Annotated in this window: 22 protein-coding genes and 2 pseudogenes; 16 read left to right on the top strand and 8 right to left on the bottom strand. The window is 36.3% G+C overall.

Annotated elements, in window-relative coordinates:
- The first annotated feature begins 1 nt into the window (after position 1).
- The 5 genes and pseudogenes from JFU24_RS06750 to JFU24_RS06730 all read left to right on the top strand — a co-directional run.
- Positions 2-337, top strand: a complete 336-nt coding sequence (locus JFU24_RS06750; RefSeq protein ID WP_342214677.1) for a hypothetical protein — start codon at positions 2-4, stop codon at positions 335-337.
- The gene (locus JFU24_RS06745) at positions 286-627 is read left to right on the top strand and encodes a hypothetical protein (RefSeq protein WP_201250991.1); all 342 of its coding nucleotides are present in this window, start codon (positions 286-288) and stop codon (positions 625-627) included. The genes JFU24_RS06750 and JFU24_RS06745 overlap by 52 nt, the downstream gene beginning before the upstream one ends.
- 38 nt (positions 628-665) lie before the next feature.
- Positions 666-1,553, top strand: coding sequence for an alpha/beta hydrolase (locus JFU24_RS06740; protein ID WP_201221185.1), 888 nt, complete (start codon positions 666-668; stop codon positions 1,551-1,553).
- 228 nt (positions 1,554-1,781) lie between these two features.
- Positions 1,782-1,874: a phage holin gene (locus JFU24_RS31265; RefSeq protein ID WP_201181296.1), complete on the top strand. Its 93-nt coding sequence runs from the start codon at positions 1,782-1,784 to the stop codon at positions 1,872-1,874.
- 88 nt (positions 1,875-1,962) lie between these two features.
- Positions 1,963-2,401, top strand: a pseudogene (locus JFU24_RS06730) (RNA-guided endonuclease TnpB family protein); the annotation flags it as partial.
- Between the two features lie 488 nt (positions 2,402-2,889).
- Here JFU24_RS06730 and JFU24_RS06725 read toward each other — a convergent pair.
- Positions 2,890-4,320 carry a PQQ-dependent sugar dehydrogenase gene (locus JFU24_RS06725; RefSeq protein WP_201249753.1) on the bottom strand — a complete coding sequence of 477 codons (1,431 nt, stop codon included), beginning with the start codon at positions 4,318-4,320 and terminating at the stop codon, positions 2,890-2,892.
- Positions 4,321-5,302: 982 nt separating this feature from the next.
- On the opposite strand from JFU24_RS06725, the gene JFU24_RS06720 reads away from it, so the two are divergent.
- The 3 genes from JFU24_RS06720 to JFU24_RS06710 all read left to right on the top strand — a co-directional run bounded on the left by JFU24_RS06720 (position 5,303) and on the right by JFU24_RS06710 (position 7,681).
- The gene (locus tag JFU24_RS06720) at positions 5,303-5,869 is read left to right on the top strand and encodes a hypothetical protein (RefSeq protein WP_201221181.1); all 567 of its coding nucleotides are present in this window, start codon (positions 5,303-5,305) and stop codon (positions 5,867-5,869) included.
- An 825-nt stretch (positions 5,870-6,694) separates the two neighbouring features.
- Complete coding sequence (locus JFU24_RS31260; protein WP_309558915.1) at positions 6,695-6,841, top strand: hypothetical protein; 147 nt, start codon at positions 6,695-6,697, stop codon at positions 6,839-6,841.
- A gap of 48 nt (positions 6,842-6,889) precedes the next feature.
- Positions 6,890-7,681, top strand: coding sequence for a GH25 family lysozyme (locus JFU24_RS06710; protein ID WP_242485296.1), 792 nt, complete (start codon positions 6,890-6,892; stop codon positions 7,679-7,681).
- Between the two features lie 562 nt (positions 7,682-8,243).
- On the opposite strand, the gene JFU24_RS06705 is transcribed toward JFU24_RS06710, so the two are convergent.
- From JFU24_RS06705 to JFU24_RS31250, 3 genes are all read right to left on the bottom strand, one after another.
- The gene (locus JFU24_RS06705; RefSeq protein WP_201250888.1) at positions 8,244-8,963 is read right to left on the bottom strand and encodes a cupin domain-containing protein; all 720 of its coding nucleotides are present in this window, start codon (positions 8,961-8,963) and stop codon (positions 8,244-8,246) included.
- An 84-nt stretch (positions 8,964-9,047) separates the two neighbouring features.
- The gene (locus tag JFU24_RS31255; RefSeq protein ID WP_446728159.1) at positions 9,048-9,200 is read right to left on the bottom strand and encodes a cupin domain-containing protein; all 153 of its coding nucleotides are present in this window, start codon (positions 9,198-9,200) and stop codon (positions 9,048-9,050) included.
- Positions 9,161-9,388: a hypothetical protein gene (locus tag JFU24_RS31250; protein ID WP_201250990.1), complete on the bottom strand. Its 228-nt coding sequence runs from the start codon at positions 9,386-9,388 to the stop codon at positions 9,161-9,163. The genes JFU24_RS31255 and JFU24_RS31250 overlap by 40 nt, the downstream gene beginning before the upstream one ends.
- A gap of 427 nt (positions 9,389-9,815) precedes the next feature.
- Here JFU24_RS31250 and JFU24_RS06695 point away from each other — a divergent pair, with 427 nt between their 5' ends.
- Together JFU24_RS06695 and JFU24_RS31020 are read left to right on the top strand one after the other, a co-directional pair.
- A complete protein-coding gene (locus JFU24_RS06695; RefSeq protein ID WP_242485295.1) occupies positions 9,816-10,247 on the top strand; it encodes a DUF6944 family repetitive protein in 432 nt (143 codons plus the stop codon).
- A 62-nt stretch (positions 10,248-10,309) separates the two neighbouring features.
- Entirely contained in the window at positions 10,310-10,555 is a 246-nt protein-coding gene (locus JFU24_RS31020; protein ID WP_309558917.1) for a Fur-regulated basic protein FbpA, read from the top strand.
- A 31-nt stretch (positions 10,556-10,586) separates the two neighbouring features.
- Here JFU24_RS31020 and JFU24_RS06685 read toward each other — a convergent pair whose 3' ends face one another.
- Entirely contained in the window at positions 10,587-11,081 is a 495-nt protein-coding gene (locus JFU24_RS06685) for an FUSC family protein (protein ID WP_201181293.1), read from the bottom strand.
- Positions 11,082-11,245: 164 nt separating this feature from the next.
- Between JFU24_RS06685 and JFU24_RS06680 the strand changes: the two genes are divergently transcribed.
- A complete protein-coding gene (locus JFU24_RS06680) occupies positions 11,246-11,470 on the top strand; it encodes a hypothetical protein (protein WP_201181292.1) in 225 nt (74 codons plus the stop codon).
- A gap of 41 nt (positions 11,471-11,511) precedes the next feature.
- Here the strand turns inward: JFU24_RS06680 and JFU24_RS06675 are convergent, their stop codons facing one another.
- Positions 11,512-11,700 (bottom strand): hypothetical protein, encoded by a 189-nt coding sequence (locus JFU24_RS06675; RefSeq protein WP_098177535.1) that lies wholly within the window; start codon positions 11,698-11,700, stop codon positions 11,512-11,514.
- A 270-nt stretch (positions 11,701-11,970) separates the two neighbouring features.
- Between JFU24_RS06675 and JFU24_RS06670 the strand changes: the two are divergent.
- Together JFU24_RS06670 and JFU24_RS06665 are read left to right on the top strand one after the other, a co-directional pair.
- Positions 11,971-12,120: pseudogene (locus JFU24_RS06670) on the top strand (DnaB-like helicase C-terminal domain-containing protein); the annotation flags it as partial.
- Positions 12,121-12,287: 167 nt separating this feature from the next.
- Positions 12,288-12,491: a hypothetical protein gene (locus tag JFU24_RS06665; RefSeq protein ID WP_201181291.1), complete on the top strand. Its 204-nt coding sequence runs from the start codon at positions 12,288-12,290 to the stop codon at positions 12,489-12,491.
- A gap of 338 nt (positions 12,492-12,829) precedes the next feature.
- Here JFU24_RS06665 and JFU24_RS06660 read toward each other — a convergent pair whose 3' ends face one another.
- Together JFU24_RS06660 and JFU24_RS06655 are read right to left on the bottom strand one after the other, a co-directional pair.
- Positions 12,830-13,000, bottom strand: coding sequence for an aspartyl-phosphate phosphatase Spo0E family protein (locus JFU24_RS06660; RefSeq protein WP_242485294.1), 171 nt, complete (start codon positions 12,998-13,000; stop codon positions 12,830-12,832).
- Between the two features lie 315 nt (positions 13,001-13,315).
- A complete protein-coding gene (locus tag JFU24_RS06655) occupies positions 13,316-13,627 on the bottom strand; it encodes a CotD family spore coat protein (RefSeq protein ID WP_201181289.1) in 312 nt (103 codons plus the stop codon).
- Positions 13,628-14,610: 983 nt separating this feature from the next.
- On the opposite strand from JFU24_RS06655, the gene JFU24_RS06650 reads away from it, so the two are divergent.
- From JFU24_RS06650 to JFU24_RS06640, 3 genes are all read left to right on the top strand, one after another.
- Positions 14,611-14,769, top strand: a complete 159-nt coding sequence (locus JFU24_RS06650) for a hypothetical protein (RefSeq protein WP_201221170.1) — start codon at positions 14,611-14,613, stop codon at positions 14,767-14,769.
- Between the two features lie 787 nt (positions 14,770-15,556).
- Positions 15,557-16,645: a GerAB/ArcD/ProY family transporter gene (locus JFU24_RS06645; RefSeq protein WP_201181284.1), complete on the top strand. Its 1,089-nt coding sequence runs from the start codon at positions 15,557-15,559 to the stop codon at positions 16,643-16,645.
- A 302-nt stretch (positions 16,646-16,947) separates the two neighbouring features.
- A complete protein-coding gene (locus JFU24_RS06640; protein ID WP_201181282.1) occupies positions 16,948-17,220 on the top strand; it encodes a hypothetical protein in 273 nt (90 codons plus the stop codon).
- Positions 17,221-17,252: the final 32 nt, after the last annotated feature.

Genomic DNA, 17,252 nt, shown 5'->3' with positions numbered 1-17,252 from the left:
TGTGAAGGATGAAATGTATTACCGGTTAAATGTCAGACCTAACCCGAACATGTCAGCCAGCCAATTTTGGCAGACTGTTGTTCACAAGCTGATATATGACAACGAGTGTTTGATCATTCAGGCAGATTCGGAAGATTTATTGTTTGCTGACTCTTTTTCACGAATCGAATATGCCCTAGTAAATGATTCATTCAAAGATGTAACCATTAAAGACTATACGTTTTCCCGTACATTTCAAATGAGTGATGTTATTTATCTGGAATACAGCAATAAAAAGCTATCTCCATGTTGGATGGTCTGTATTCCGATTATGTGGAACTATTTGGTAGAATCATAGAATTTCAGAAACGCAAGAACCAGATACGTGGCGTTGTTGATATAGAGGCTGTCAGTGATAATACGGAAAAAGGGCAGGAAAAACTACAGAATTATATCAACAAGATTTATAAAGCTTTCTCCGGAAAGTGCATGGCTATTGTTCCTCAACAAAAAGGCTTTAAATACGAGAAAATGAAGAATAGCCAATCACAAAGTGTATACGAGGTAAACAAGGTTATAGATGGTTTTCTCTTGCGGCTTTTTTTCGGCGGATCGAGTGTGGGAACCTCTCAAACGCAGTGGGCATAAGCTGATAGTATATGTCGATTTGAAAGGATGTCTTGTACATGTTTCCTTATCTTCAAGAAATTCATCAATTCCCCTATCCCGATTATAGGTCTATGCCCCACGGCTATTATTACTCCCCTTATTCTGAAGGATGGTGGCTCTGGAGCGATGGTGCCCCCGAATCGGATGAAAGATACCGTTTACCCGCACAGCAACGGCTTACCTTCGTACTTGTGCATGGTTCTTGGGCTGACGCTCACTTCTGGGACGACGTTGCGGCGGTTCTGCGCAGTCGAGGGCATGCCGTCTATACGCCGGAATACGCAGGTCACGGCAAAGATCCGAACAAAGATGTCACGCATGAGATGATCACGAAGTCCGTCGTTGATTTTATAACGAAACTGGACCTACGCAACTTTGTTCTCGTCGGGCACAGCTTCGGCGGAACTGTCATCCAAAAGGTTGCAGAACAGGTACCGGATCGCATAAAACGCCTTGTCTTCTGGGACGCGTTCGTACTGAAAGACGGCGAATCAGTTGCCGACGAGTTCTCGCCCAAAATGAGGCAAGGTTTCGAGCAGCTCAGAGCCGGCTCGAAGGACGATACGATCATGCTTCCGTTTCCGCTGTTTCGGGATTTGTTCGTCAATACGGCCACTTTGGAGGAAGCCAAACGGATGTATACAGGCATCACTCCGGAACCGGCTAAGCCGCTTTTCGAGAAGCTAGATCTTAAAGCGTTCTACGCGCTGCCTACGCCCAAAAGCTATGTCTATTTCTACCAAGACAACGCATTGCCACGAGGAGAGGGCTTCGGCTGGCATCCGCATATGTCCATACGGCTCGGCCAGTTCCGCCTGATCGTCAGCGACGGCGACCACTTTACGGACACGCGTACAAGGCCGGATATGGTGGCGCAGAAGTTTTACGAGGCGGGCCGGGACTGACGTGCTGTAAGAGCATTTTATTGTGTGGCCAGAGCAAGATCGATCCGTAATCCGCCAAGATTCGGGAATTGATCGAAAAGGAAACAGGAGGTATTTAAAAAGGCCATCCTTTGCAGGGTCCCTCTTTAAGTATTAGTAGTATCTAATTAACTAACACTTGAAGTGTTTCCAAATACTCAATATAGAATTAACGGAAGTAGTAGGAACAACTAGGCAGTGATTATAAGCATGAACTTTCTAACAGCGATTGTTCCACTTGGTTTTGCTTTGTATGGAGTATATAAAAATCAGTATTTAGTAACCAAGAAAGCTCAGAAATAAGAAGAAGTTTCGAAAAAACAAGGATTAAAATAAGCTGCCCACTGGGTGGCTTTTTATTTTAAATTAAAAGGAGACGATGGGAAATGACTATCAAAAACAAAAACGAAAAGTGGCTATCCTACACGAAAAAATTTCAAATGCCCGAATGGATTACTTACATAAAGTTTCTACCGAAATCATCAAAAACCACGATGTTATTGGAATGGAAGACTTGCAAGTGTCGAATATGATAAAAATCACAAACTAGCTAAAGCTATTAGTGAAGTATCTTGGTACCAATTCAAAAAAATGTTGGAATACAAAGCAAAATGGTATGGCAAACAAATCGTGACCGTATCTAAAACGTTTGCTTCTAGCCAATTGTGTTCTAGCTGCGGTTACCAAAATAAAGAGGTTAAACATCTGAATCTTCGTGAATGGGAGGCCCTTTTTGTTCTACTCACCACGATCGAGGTATTAACGCAGGACTCAATCTAATGAATGAAGCCATAAGGCTTCTAACCGTAGGAACTACGGGAATAGCCTAATTAAAAATTGGCCGATAGGCTAATGTTCTTAGGAATCCCCAACTTCAATCAGACCGTAAGGTCGATAAGTGGTGGGTAGTTCAACCATGAACTAATGAATTAAATATCTTTTTTAATTTTGTTCAACAATCGTGCCATTTTGTGGAATAACTCTTTTTAGAAATTGGATATTTATGTGAAAATTATGGAGAAGAATGTGGAGAATTATACTTAAGTTCCAAATACAGGAGAACCTTGTCTAAGAAGTCGCGGAATATAACTTCTTCAAAGACGACGAGTAATTTCAAGAGGACAAGCAACATAATATCTGCTCTATTGTAAGAGAAATACAAATATTTGGGATGAAATTAAGATGTTCGGCTTTTAAATTTCCTGAAAAATAAACAAACGAAGGAACATGATTGCTCTCTTGTTTGTTTTATATTTCAATTCAATTAAATCCAAGAAGGAGATTTATCTGGTATTAAGTAGAATTTTATAGTTATAAATCATGGAACAATTTCAAAAACAGTACCTTGGTGAAAATCAGTCACTTTCATAGAGCCATAAACCCCTAAATATAGTCTTGTTTGATCCAGATTCGTTCCCAAATTAACATAATAAGCTGATTGAGACCCAAAATTATAATCGGTTTCAATAACACTAAAATCATTTAGTTTACAATCTGTACCTACCCTGGTATAAGCTAAAACCCCTCTAACCGGTGGCTGAGATTCTTTATCCTTGGCAAGATCGGTAAACACAACGCTTCCCGTTAAATTGGGGATTCCATTCCCCATATATGGCTGAACTCCCGTAAGTGCAGTTCCTCCAAACTTATCGGGTCGGGGATCTTTATGAAAATAACTAGTTATAGGCTGAATACGCTTCACTGAAGAATTTATTGCTTCATTGTAATAAGCAATTGTTTTCTCATCCAAAGTTGGATTTGCAGAGCAGCCCCTTATAAACGAAGTAGGAAAAGCACCTTCCCATCCTCGCCAGCCAAAGTTAATAATTCCTTCTAGGTCAGGTTTAGATTTCATTAAAGAAGCTTGAATAAGCTGAGTAACCGGTATTGGTTTATAATGAACGAATGAAAAAATCGACTCTACCAAATCCTGTCCGACATTTCCCACATATTTGATATACTGATTATAAAACTTTTGAAATGAAATGCCTGGTATATTGCGAACCCCTTTGGCAATTACCGTAAGCGTTTCTTGAATAGGTGCGGGAAGTTCATTAAAACGTGTGATTACCGGTGGATTATAGATAAATGTATTCTTAACTATATCAATTTCAATTATTTTACCAGCAATTTCCATATCATCCTGACTTAAATTAAATGGATCATAGCCTGATCCACCATCTCCGGTTGTTAAAACAAGGTTTCCGGTTTCAGGTGAAAAGTTTAAGCTATTGACACCATTATGATTGAAAAATGGTCTTCTTAAGTTAAGTAATGTTCGTCGTTTTTGAGGTTGACCATTCGATTGTAAAATCCATTCTTCAACTGTATCAATATGATCATATTGATTTTCTCTATTTATCCATCTTAGGTTTAAAGTTCTGGGATCACACGGGTTAGGCCTAAAAGGTTCAGAAAGAGCACCTGGACCTTGTGTTCCAGCTACTGAATAATGAAGATAAAACAGACCGTTATAATTAAATTCTGGATGAAACGCTAGCCCTAGCAGTCCTCGTTCATCATATCCTCCACGAGAAACACCTAGTTCAGAATCACCAAGTTTTATGATTCGGGGGCGAATATCTAAAAAAGTCCTTATAACCCCGTCCCCTATGTAAAAGATCTCTCCTACCTGAGTTACAATAAATAATCTTTCAATTGAGTCACCCGGAAGTATTGCTGTTTTCAAAACAGTGGGTAAATTTATTTTACTTACAATGGGCCGTAAACTAACCTTAACTTTTATCAACTAACTTTACACTCCTTCTTATTGTTTTCTTTTATAAGAATATGATTAGAACTGTTCTATTAGAATCAAATTAGGGCCGGGGAATTTCGGGAATTTACTTAATAATATAAACATATATAGAACAATCTCTTTCTAAACATCTTCAATAAGAATTTCAGCTTGAATCCGTATTTTTGTCGGTTGTCCTTCATAAATAACATCTACGGTTCCAATTTCTTTTACTTGGTTGTCTTCTTTCATTAAATAGTATTGATTTCGTCTTAACTAAAACCTGAATCCAATATTGAGGATGATAACGGTTTAAAAAAAGTTCTACCTCTTCAAGACCAAAATTCATTCCTGCTGCATATGATGCTTCTTCGTAGTCATTTGTATTATTTTTTAGTTAACGATAAAAATAGCCGGACAAACGTTGGCTCGTTTTGAACGTCACAGTTCATCAAATATATTCGATTTTTCAACTCAACAGTCATTCGGCCATGTCGGTGAAATGTCTATCGACCAAACCAGGGATATGGACTTTGTATCCGCGGAAAGAACTTTGGCTTTAAAGTCGTACGAGTCAATCTTAAAACCGGCAAATTAGGACTTCCTTGTGAATAAAAAAGGTGAGGAGAATTCCCATGGTTGTATTCGTCCAGTTCAAGCAAAATTTAGTCCGAAGGAAAAGTCTTTATATATTGTCGATTTTGGAATCTTAGGAATTCGGACTATTGGAAAAAAACGATCCCTAAAACCGGTTCTATATGACGCGTTAAGAAGGATAGAGGACTTGGACTTTAATTGAAATGACAGCTGTTTACTCTGAATTACCACTCGAAATATGATTGATTTTCTTTTCTTTTTTAGTGATGTTAGTAGGTATAAGTGATGTAATGATGGCGATTGCATAGATAAATGCGTTTTATGTGAAGTTTCTTATGTACCGAAAAAAGGATGGAGTAATAAAGCTTATGTGCTGTAAGAAGAGAAGGAGGAACTCATGAATTGGTTTAGCATTTTATCACATGAATCATACATGCTCCACCATTATTTTAAAACGTTTTCTTATTCTGAAAAGCTCGTATTAGCCGCCCTTTTTTCTGCACTTGCAGCTATCCTGCAGTCAACCGGAAACTTTCTCCCAGGGATCGGTTATTTAATCAGTCCTTTTGCCACTCTCCCTATCTTGATTTGTACCATTATATCTATTCCCTTTGGGCTTCAAAGTTATGTTTTAACGTTTCTTTTACTGATTCTGATCCAACCTGGCGAATCTTTTGTTTTCCCGTTTACAACAGGGATAGTAGGTTTAGGACTTGGAATAGCTCTTCTTATTTTAAAAAGACGAATTGGCATCATAGTTTTTACGTCTATATTATTAATGGGTGGAATTTGTTTTCTTTTATATATTGTCCATTTCCCTGTTTTAGGACCAATCGCCAGTACATCTCTTTCATTAAAGGTTATAGGATTTATTTACATTTTTTCTTTTATATATAGCTGGGTATGGGTTGAATTAAGCAGGTTTATCTTTAAGAAATGGTATAAATTGATGGGGGAAAAATAGGTAAGCAAGTTTAGGGCACATTGCTAGGAATATGACATGCACTCTTTCTTTGTAAAGGTTCATATAGTTTAATAAGATGTTAGTCACAAAAGAATTTCTTGTTAAAAGTATACTCATATTAGGATCATTTTCGCTACTCCGTTAACGGGCGCTTTAATGAAGTAACTAAAGCCTAATTTCTCGGTGTTAAAAGCGAGAAATTAGGCTTTTTATATTTGGATTTCTTTACCGTTGTAAATCTGTATTTTCCTGATGTTACTCCCTTAGCGTATGTTTTCCGCGTTTTGTTGGTAGGACCCCAATAGGAACAAACTGTGCGGTAACTAAAAAACTAAATCGCAACAAATTTCAAGTCGTCTCTAAATTTTGAAACGGCTTTTTATTATGCATAAATAGAGCGTTCAAAGAGGTCATGTTTTGACAATTGAAATCGGTGTAATCAACTGCTAGTGTTATTATTGATTTCTTTACATTTAACAGAAATAGGGACAAGGATGTTAAAAGTGATGCTACAGAATCGGCAATTATAAGAACAAAATTAGACAATATTGGTCAATCAGTTGATTCAATTAGGATTGATTTTAAAGCTAGTGACCAACGTTGGACTGCATTGTCAGAGACTGTTATACGTATAGATGAAAGTACAAAACAGGCACATAAACGCATTGATCAAATCGAAAAAAAAGGAGATGTTTAATATAGAAAACGAAGTCATGCACCAAGTATTAATTTTTAAAACTATTTTAGCACCAATAGTAGCAGCAGTGGTTCAAGTCGTTAAGCAAACCGTTACTATACCAAACAATATTTTTACCTAACTTAAGCTTGGTAATCGGACTAGGAATAGGTTCAGTTTCTTTTCCATTCACAGATATGGATATTGTTTTGAGGTTATGGGCTGGTGCATTCGCTGGTCTTGGTGGAACAGGGCTATATGAGTTAATAGCAAAAAGAGAAGGAACTTCAAAATAAGCTGCCCGTTGGGTGGCTATTCTTTTAAAAAAAGAGGAGGATATTAATATGACAACTATAAAAGGAATTGATGTTTCACATTGGCAAGGTGTAATTAATTGGAACAAAGTCGCAAAAGATGGTGTGAAGTTTGTATTTATTAAAGCAACCGAGGGAACGAGTTATTCTAAGCTTTCCTACTTTAAAGAAAATGCTCCTAAAGCTTTGTCAGCGGGATTAAAAGTGGGGGCCTATCACTATGCTAAGTTTGCTACTGAAGCAGAAGCAAAGGCTGAGGCTGCGTATTTTATAGATTCTATCAGTTCTATTGGTTTAAATTACCCTGCTGTTCTTGACCTTGAAGAAAACAAAAAAAAGGCAAAGAAAAAGACGCTAACTGACGCCGTTATTGCATTTTTAGAGGCCATTGAAGATGCAGGACATACTGCTATGTTATATACAGGTAAATCCTTTCTTGAAAATGCTTTAGATGAATCAAGATTGAAGAAGTATACTTTGTGGATTGCTCGATACAACAGCACATTGGGACGTAGCGCAGATATTTGGCAACATTCTGATTCAGGTAAAATAAATGGTATTAGCACAAAGGTAGATTTAAATGTAGCCTATAGGGATTTCACGGACACAGAAAATACTGTTAGCCCGCCCAATACATCCAGTACATCCACAACAACTTATACTGTAAAAAAAGGCGACACACTTAGCTTGATTGCAAAAAAATACAAAACAACCGTAAAAGCCCTAGTAAGTCTTAATGGAATTAAAGACCCAGACAAAATTAATATCGGTCTGAAACTTAAAGTCACTGGATCAGTATCAACAAATAGTACCAAAAAGTAACATACTGTTAAAAGTGGCGACACCGTATCAGCATTAGTTAAAAAATACGGAAGTTCCACAACCCAAATTAAAAATTGGAATAGTTTAAAGGATATCGATAAAATTTATGTCGGTCAAAAATTACGTGTGAAATAAGTAAAAGTCCTTCTCTTAATTTAGAGGGGACTTTTTAGGATTTAAGTCTTATTCAACTCCCCGTTATTTAGGAACTTTTACTACCTTTTAAGAGATATATTACTGAATGTGGTTTGCCCCCGTTAGCATTCGTGAGAAAAATTAACCTAACCGAGCGAGTTCAAAATAATTATTTGAACTTCTTCATTTTCCTCTTTTCAATATATATCCAACTATAATAGAACAGCCAGAAGACCAAGGGTACTAAAAGTACATAAGGTTTAAATTCTTTTGAATGATGATATTGATATATTATTAAAATTATTCCTATAATCAATGCTGGCGGTAATAGAATAAAATATTTTTTCTTATCCAATTTACCTCTCACCAGTACATCGTTTTGTCATTCAAAACACTCCTCTCACTAAAAATGCAATCAATCCATATATTAACATAAATTCATTCCTCTAGTTTTGTGAGTTATAGGATGAGGTGGTCCAATTACGACCGATTCTTTAATTGGAGTTAATACATCGGCTATTTTTGTAGCATCAACACCATATGCTAGTTGGAAAACTTCTGGAGGTGTTAGTCGTAACGTATCAGAACCTTCTGCTGCTTCACGTTGGTCATTGTTAAAAAAGAGGTGGAGATGCAATTTTTCTGACTTAGGTATAATCCAATGCCACCAAGCCATCGGAATAAAAACAACTTGACCAGGTTTCACCATATAGGTATGCAATTTATTAGTATCTGGGTCAATAAGTGAGATTTGGGCTTCACCTGAAACTATAACATCTAACTCCCAAGCGTTAGGATGCCAATGTGGTTCCCGAATATGTCCCTTTGTAAGATAGAGGTCTGCAAAAGCACCACCCACCATTGCAGGAATTTGGGTCGAGGTTATCTCATATAAAACATTTTCAGGGTCTCTTTGGTGGAAGATACTATTCTTTGAGTCAAAAAAGAGATTAGGTGTTCCGCTTGTTTTTTTTATGTTTGTATTGTCAGGGACAAATCCAGTGTTCCTGTTCAAAGGTTGGTGAGTTATAGGAATAGGCGGTCCAATTACGACTGATTCTTTAATTGGATTTAATGCACTGGCAATTTTGTTAGCATCAACACCGTATGCAAGTTGAAAAACCTCTGGTGGTGTTAGTCGCAACATGTTAGAACCCTCTGCTGATTCAAATAGGTCATTGTTAAAGAACAGGTGCATATGCAATTTTTCTGACTTAGGTATAATCCAATGTCACCAAGCCATGGGAATAAAAACAACTTGACCAGGTTTTGCAATATAGGTATGCAATTTATTAGTATCTGGGTCAACAATTGAGATTTGGGCTTCACCCGAAATAACAACATCTAACTCCCAAGCGTTAGGATGCCAATGAGGTTCCCGAATATGTCCCTTTGTAAGATAAACGTCACTAAAAGCACCATTGCAGGAAGTTGTGTCGAAGTAACCGTAAATACAACATTTTCAGGGTCTCTTTCGTGGAAGATATTATCCTTCGAGTCGAAAAAGAGATTAGGAGTTCGACTTGTTTTTTTTATGTTTGTATTGTCAGGTACGAATCCAGACTTCCCCATGAATCTTCCTCCCATTGCCTAAGAATTTTTATATAATGCGAATAATAAGGTATTACTATAATGTTATATGGGATAACGACATGCAATATGAATCAGATAAGTACCTATAGGCAACTGAAACCTATTACATAAAATGAACATAAGGTGAAGGTTGTAATAGGGAGCCTCTTATCTTTTTCGTTTACACTACAATAATTACTGGCGGAACAAGTCACAAAAAACTTAACCTAGTTAAAAGGATGCTTTTATTAAACAGGGGGATGATCGCGACGGCATCTTTCTTTTCTTTTGATTAAAGGGGCGGGGCGTTGAATATGATGCCGTAAGTTATGAGGAATCGTATACATAAAGCCTGTTGACATAAAAACATCAATTTTCATATACATAGGCTATAACCTAATAATAGGTTGGCGGTGTGAAATGAATAATGAAATTTAAAGAGATCTTTGGTTCTGTGATAGTAGTTGTGGGAACAATTTCTGCTGCGATTGGAGCTTCGCCACTGTACTTCATAAAAACTAATTTGCGTGAAGACCTAAGTTTGTGGAGGAACGTCTTACAGTCAGGGGGTAATGCTTTACAAGCTGAAGGGCAAGGAGACGCCCTTCGAAAAATTGGGAAGGAATTTCAGTCAATTGGGAATACTACCGTCATTACTGGGTTGGTTATTAACTTAAAAAAACAAACAGCACAGAAAATATTCATTACCGGGAACTGGATACAAGCGTTAGGTGGACTTATTAACGTGGGACACGGAATCGAGCTCAATCCCCTCCCAGGCCATTCAGAAAACATTATTGGAAACCTATTACTATCTACAGGGAACTCATTACAGGCTATTGGAGGAGTATATGAATAAGAAAAGAACAGAAACACAGATAATAACTCAAATCAGCTCAAGATTAATCGGGCATTTATCGGGTGATTATCGGGCAGTATTTTAATTCTAATGGATTTACCAGCTTCCCGATTATTGCCCGAAAAAAAGTTTCCACTAATCAATTAAATAAATCCATAGTTTTGCAAAGGGATTTTTATAAATCTGAACTTTTGATAATGGATTATTTCAAAACTCCTGAGGGTCGACAATTATATGAACTTTCCTTACCCGAATTAGAAAGCATATTTGATACTGAAAAAGCAAAAGTGAGGAAAATACATGACTAATAAAAAGAAACGTCATTTGTGTAAATCTTTACTACCGGGCTTGTTGCTTTCTCTTGAAAATTAGACGGAACCAAACAAACTGTATCAAAACTGCAATAATTACACCGACCAGAGTATCTGTCATTCTATCTATGGCATAATGTTTCGTTTGGTGTTCAAGTACAAAGACAAATAATATCGTGAGTGCGACTTGATGAATTACTGTTTTGTTAAATTTTAACCACTGTGTGATATAACATCCTAAAAGAATTAATAGTCCTAAATTCCATCCATTTATACTCATATGTCTTGCAATGAGTACAATTACGGAAATACCAATCATGGTTCCAATTACACGTTGTATGGATCGTTGGACCGTTATGTCAATTGTTGATTGAAGGCATAGGATGACCGTGAGTGGAGCTAAGTAAGGATGATCAGAACCCAATAGTTTTGATAATTCCCAGGACAGAGTAGAACCTATTGCCATTTTCCATATTAGAATTGAAAAGTTCTTATTTGGAACTTCGTGTTTTTTTGTTTTCATATTCACCTCGGTGTAATATTCTACCTTTTTATAGAATCCTTCCTATGGTGAATTTTTATGTATATAGATTAATTGTTTTTTTATGTAGTTGAACAAGCCTAAGAAGAAAAAGAAGGTGACCAAAGTATGACGCTGAAAGGGAAACGTCAGGAAGAAGGGTATTAATGTCCAGGCATATGCAGCCGATTATTATACGTCGTCAAAGGAAGTATGACGTTGAACAAGATATCAAGGATTTAGAGGCGAGAGGATTTGAGGTTATTTCTCCTCTTAAACAGCAAAATCCTCAATCTGAAGTGCTTCATAATCTTTCATTCGAACAGAGGAGATTCAAGGTAGAAGATTTTTCTTCTCCTTGGATTGCTAAGTTAAGAAGAATCGAAGAGTAGACACAAACTGTGCAGTAAAAAAGCCAATTAGAATTTTCCAATCAGCTCCTGTTTTTTAGATTTTTACCGGTTTCAGTACCCGCATTGAAAATAGATACTACCATAATAAAGAAAAAAAGAATTTGTATTGCTGAGTTGGCTTTCCAATATCCCAAAAAATTCATGAACACAAGAATGACAAATAAAAGAGCAGTAACTATGGTTATAAAAAGGCGTACGTTAAGAGACATTTTATTCCCTCCTTATATATGTAAAATATATTTATAAAAAGGTTACCATGATAAAGTTGGTTTTAAAACCATTAATTGATTTTATTACTGCACAGTTCGAATAAGCCATGCATTAGGCAATTAAGGAGGGTGCTAAATTGAAGTACATTTGCAATGATTGCATATTAATTATTGAAATCCATGGGAAACTAGCTCCTCGTAAGAAGGCCCATTGTCCAAATTGAGGGGATAATGTTGCTACGGAAAATTACATTACGCCTTTAAATAAAACAGCAATTGGAGAGCAAAAACATTATAGAAATTATTATTGGTAAACAAAGAAATGGTCCCATTGGAACCATATCACTTGCATTCATCAAAGAATATGGGGTGTTCCTCAATCTGGAGCGCAGACATGACGGTTTGAGAGCTTTATCATGAGTCCGTCAAAAACAAGCATACATCACTCCGTTTGTTGATTGAATTTCTGGTATACGAAAAAAACACGGTCAACTTTACTGACGATAAATCAGTACTCGATCTTTTTTTAAAGGAGAATAATAGGCCGAGAATGAATGAGTTGTTGAAAGAATATCAGAAAAGTATTTATGGGTCAGCTATATGATGCTGCACAATCTCAAAACCAAATGAAACGGAATTTTGTCTTGGGAAAGTTGATAGCACTTGAAGTGACTAACTCCCATCACGGACAGTCCATTGAATTACTGGATTATGATGATTTGAAATATGAGTTAGTTCTAGCAGAGTATAAAGAAATCAATGCAACCAGTGACGCTAATAAGTGGTTTTAGGAGGAAAAGCAAATGTTAAAAATTATTGATTTAAATACTTTCGCAAAAGAAAGATAGGGGGTGGATCAAGTGGCATAGGAAGCGAAAATTAGTTTAGAAGCAAATATGATTTATATTGTGAGCAACCGAAAACTCACTCCGATGATTCTACCAATTGGAGTTTTCGGGGAAACAATGATTATGTGGCAAAACGATAATGCTGTTCCAAAAGAGAGCATCGGAAAATCAAAGAACCAAATCGATTAAAAGAATGCTTGGATTGCGTTAAAGTGGCTGAAGAATAGTGGACAATGACTGTGAAGGAAGAATGTAGAAAAAGTAACTTCCGGAATATAGGATCAGTTTGATATGGATTTTTGATATTTGTACAACCACTTATCTAACTCTTGACTAGATTTAATCGTTTCGGGATGAGAAAGTCCTTTTAAGGTTCCAATTTCAATCAAATGGGCTCTCAAGCAATCAATATTGCTTTTCATTTCATTAAGGGATAACACTTCAGTTTTCAAAACCTTTCTCTTGTTCATTTGTAATAATCTTCAAAAAATAAAATCAATAGGTAATATTATAGATAATATTTAACAAAGAGACAAGAGTTTTACAAAATCTTATCAAACAACTATTAACTAGACCCTTATCATTATTGACTGGACCTCATAAGTATAGGGATAAAATTACCGTACAGTATGAATAAGCGACCCATATTCCTCATTTTTGAATTAATAAAATATGAAAAAGAATGTAACGAAGTAGGTGAATTGATATATTCAAACTGTGAGAGAAGGAGAAAATTAATAATAAAAGCCCCAAATAGGGGCTTAAATTTAATATCTGAATGGCATCGGCGGACAACAAGGATTATGTGGCATTCCACAAATAATGTTTTGAGTGCAACACTCATTCACCACAGATTGTGTATGCGGGAAATAATGTTTATACGTGTTCACATGCTTATTCACGGTTGTAGTATGTGAAGGATGAACAACAGGTATCACCGTGTTCGATACATTCGTATTAACAAATTGCTTTGTAGGTGAAATTTGAGGTGGATCATACTGAGTAGGAAAAGTTTGTGGCGGACAATATTGTGGTGGACATTGGCCGCAGTTTGTAGAACCCCATGATTTATTATACATTTCAAAACCTCCAATTATTATTTTATAAACCTTTGATAGTTTATGAACTGCAATAATAAATGGACTAGTATTAATGCCTCTTTTCAATACACCTACATTGAAAAAGCTAAATTTATATTGCACATATACAATTTCTATATGATAATATTGCGCAGTTCGAATTAACTATGACGATATGTAACAGCATTCCAAATGTATCTAATCCAACATTTTGATGCGTTTAAAGCTAGACCACACTTATGCAGACAAAATCTGTGAGATAAAGTAATTCAGTTTTCCGGCCTTTATGCGTCTCTGATAATTAATCACAAATAAAAATAACATCAGTTAACAGTAAGATATCGCACTGTATTTTTTCTAACCGTTAAATCATTGCATTTGTAATAATCATCTATATTTATTATTGGTTTCATTTTCGGTAAAATAGCTATTTTTTTCTTACTAAATTAACAGGTGCAAGAGGTTAATAGGGGGCTGCTGATGCACTGACTCTTTTACACGAATCGAATATGCGATTTTTGAGGATACTTTCACAGATGTGACCGTTAAAAATTTTACTTTTAACCGTTCCTTCAAAATGAACGATATTATTGACCTGGAATACAGTAATAAAAAGCTATCAACTATGCTTGATGGTCTATATGCCGAATATGGGGAACTATTTAGTAGAATCGTAGAATTTTAGAAACGCAAGAATCAGATACGTGGTGTGGTTCATATAGAGGCTGTCAGTGATAAAACGGAATAAGGGCAGGAAAAACTACAGAATTATATCAACAAGATTTATAGAGCTTTCTCCGGAAAGTCCGTGGCTATAGTTACTCAACAAAAAGGCTTTAAATACGAGGAAATGAAGAATAGTCAATCACAAAGTGTGGACGAGGTAAATAAGGTTATAGATGGTTTTCTCGACCAAGTTGCAAAAGCGTTGGGCCTTATGTGGCAGCAGTGTTTACCAAGACATTTGAGGACGGATCTAAAGAGTGGGTGGGCTTACAAAAGGAATGTTCATATGTTCTAAAATTTCCGGTAAAACCAAAGAAGAAAACGAAGAATTTGATAATGAAGAAATAACTGGAGAATTTATGGAGCGTTATGTTCAAGGGGCTGGAAAATCCTGTTCGGAGCTGACAAAAAGGTGAAACAGACAACCGTGATTCTCTATTCCAAAAGATATTTGGCAAGCCTTATCCAGGAAAAAATGAAGGAGAGCAAGGTGTAGTTGAAGGATAATGTCAAACTTTAAAGCTGTTGTAGTTGAAGATATTCCCGCTAACAGATTAGTAGTATTAGCAATCGAAGATAAAGAAAATGAAATTAATATTCGTTTAGCTTAAGAAAGAGAACCTGACTTTTTAGTAACAAGAGCGATCAAAGAAGGCGAAACTGTCTATGTAACTATTAAGAAAAGAGAAACGTGGAAGGTCGAAGCGTGAGAAGACATTCAAGCAGGTGTTTCTGTTGAAACTGGTGAAGATGGAAAAATCCTTGAAGCTCTTGGAGAAGAGGCGCCTCCTATCAGCGGATATTCAATAAATGCGGAAATTGCAGGGGAGGTTGTAAGCTATGTCCGTAATGTAAAGGACGGAGGAGAAGGTGTTCCGGGTCCGCAAGGCTCAAAGCGACAAGGGTGCTGATGGATCCCGACGGAAGAACAGTGGAACGAAATAGTAGCGAGAGTAGAGACACTAGAAGGATAAAGAGCTGGAATACTCCTGCTATATCTTTATTTAATTTAATGCTCTATTAAATGATGTTGTTGAATAACTTGTCCTCAAAAGGGTTTGTATATTCATCTTCTGTCAATAATGGTTATGAAATCACAAATGAGCTGAGTAAGCTAGAAAAAAGGAAAAAAATTTTGCTCTTCTTTGTTTTTTTACCGTTTGTATATAACTTACCGTTTTGTCGTGAAAGGAACTTATCAAAATGCTCGAGAAGGGTAAAATCGGAAGCCGTCAACTGACGATATTAGTGATATTATATACGGTTGGTGATTCTATTTTAGTTATTCCCTCCATTGTCGCTTCTGAAGCAAAACAAAATGGTTGGGTTTCTGGTATTTTTAGCGTGGCGATAGCACCGTTATTGGTTGTCTTTTTATATGACGCTTTAAGGAAATGCTATCCTGATTTAACATTAGTGGAATACAGCCAAAAAATTTTGGGTAAGTGGCTGGGAATAGCGATTTCGCTTCTATTTATAAGCTACTTTTTTATAACCACAGCGACTTACCTGAGAGAAATTGGTGATTTTATGACAAGTCAGATTATGCCTGAAACTCCAATTCAAGTGATCATGTTTCTTTTTATGAGTATCGTCCTCATGTCCGCACGTCTCGGTTTGGAACCTTTGGCCCGAAGCGCGGAAATATTGTTTCCTTTTGTTGTAATACTTTTATCATCATTGATGATTCTTCTATTGCCTGAGATTAAATTTCAAAATCTGCAACCCGTCTGGGAGGGAGGAGTGAAACCAGTTATACGGGGGTCTATACCATTTATTGTCTTTCCCTTTATAGAACCGGTTGCGGTTCTGATGATCCTCCCGTTCGTGAGTCAAAAAGACAGAATAAGAAAAAGTCTGTTTGTCGGTCAATTGTTGGCTGGAAGTGTTTTGATCATAATAACAATGTTAGCCATTCTTGTTCTTGGTGTCGATTTAACAGCAAAAGAAATTTATCCAAGCTATAAATTGGCTCAGAAAATCAATATCGCTAATTTCCTGACGAGGCTGGAAGCAATACTAGCCATAATATGGTTCATCACAATTTTTATTAGATTTAGTTTGTTTTTTTATGTGACCGTTTTAGGTCTGGCACAAACGTTAAAATTGCAAGATTATCGTCCTTTGGTTTTTCCATTTGGTATGATTTTGATTGTCTTTACATTGATTATGGCACCCAATACCGTCTATTATAGTAACTTTATTTCAGACATCTGGCCTTTTTATGCAATGACATTCGGGTTTCTGTTACCATTGTTATTACTAACAATCGCCAAAGTTCACAAAAAATGATGGACCAAACTAAGATTGGGTATTATTTGTTAAGTAACTTCTGTGGAATTCTGTAATTTTTACACAAACCATCCATGAAAACCTTTATAGTTATCTTAACAATAAACGCTATTAGAAGATTAGGTGTTATACCATTAAAGGGCGCAGTTCTTTAATAAGGCATGCTTTCCTTATTGAACTAACAGTTGAAATAGTTCCACAGGATGAACTAAAGAAGACCACAATAAGTGGTCTCTTTTTATTTGTTCAAAAATCAACATCAATGTTTATCAAATCTTTAAAAAACGAAGGGATGTTTTGAAATGGCAAATTTAAAAAGAAACATGATCGAATTGGTAAAGGAAGTGAAGGAAGGTGAAATTGAAACGGGAAAGTATACAGAATGTATTAATACTTGGGGAGGTGAACTTAGGGACCGTGTGGAAATTGAGGATAATAGGATAACTGGTCGATTTATCGACATCCTGCCTAGAAGAGGGGAAGACATAGGTAAACGGTGGGAAATCGATAAAGACATCCTATCTATTACGGAAAACAAGAAGCAGAATTCCACGAATGTACATATCTCTAGGTAATGAACCTAAACATCCTACTTATCTTTACATAA

This window comes from Peribacillus sp. TH27 (assembly GCF_016650915.1).
Lineage (GTDB): Bacteria > Bacillota > Bacilli > Bacillales > DSM-1321 > Peribacillus > Peribacillus butanolivorans.
Note: the sequence above shows the minus strand (reverse complement) of the source record. Positions and strands in the feature narration are given on the sequence as shown.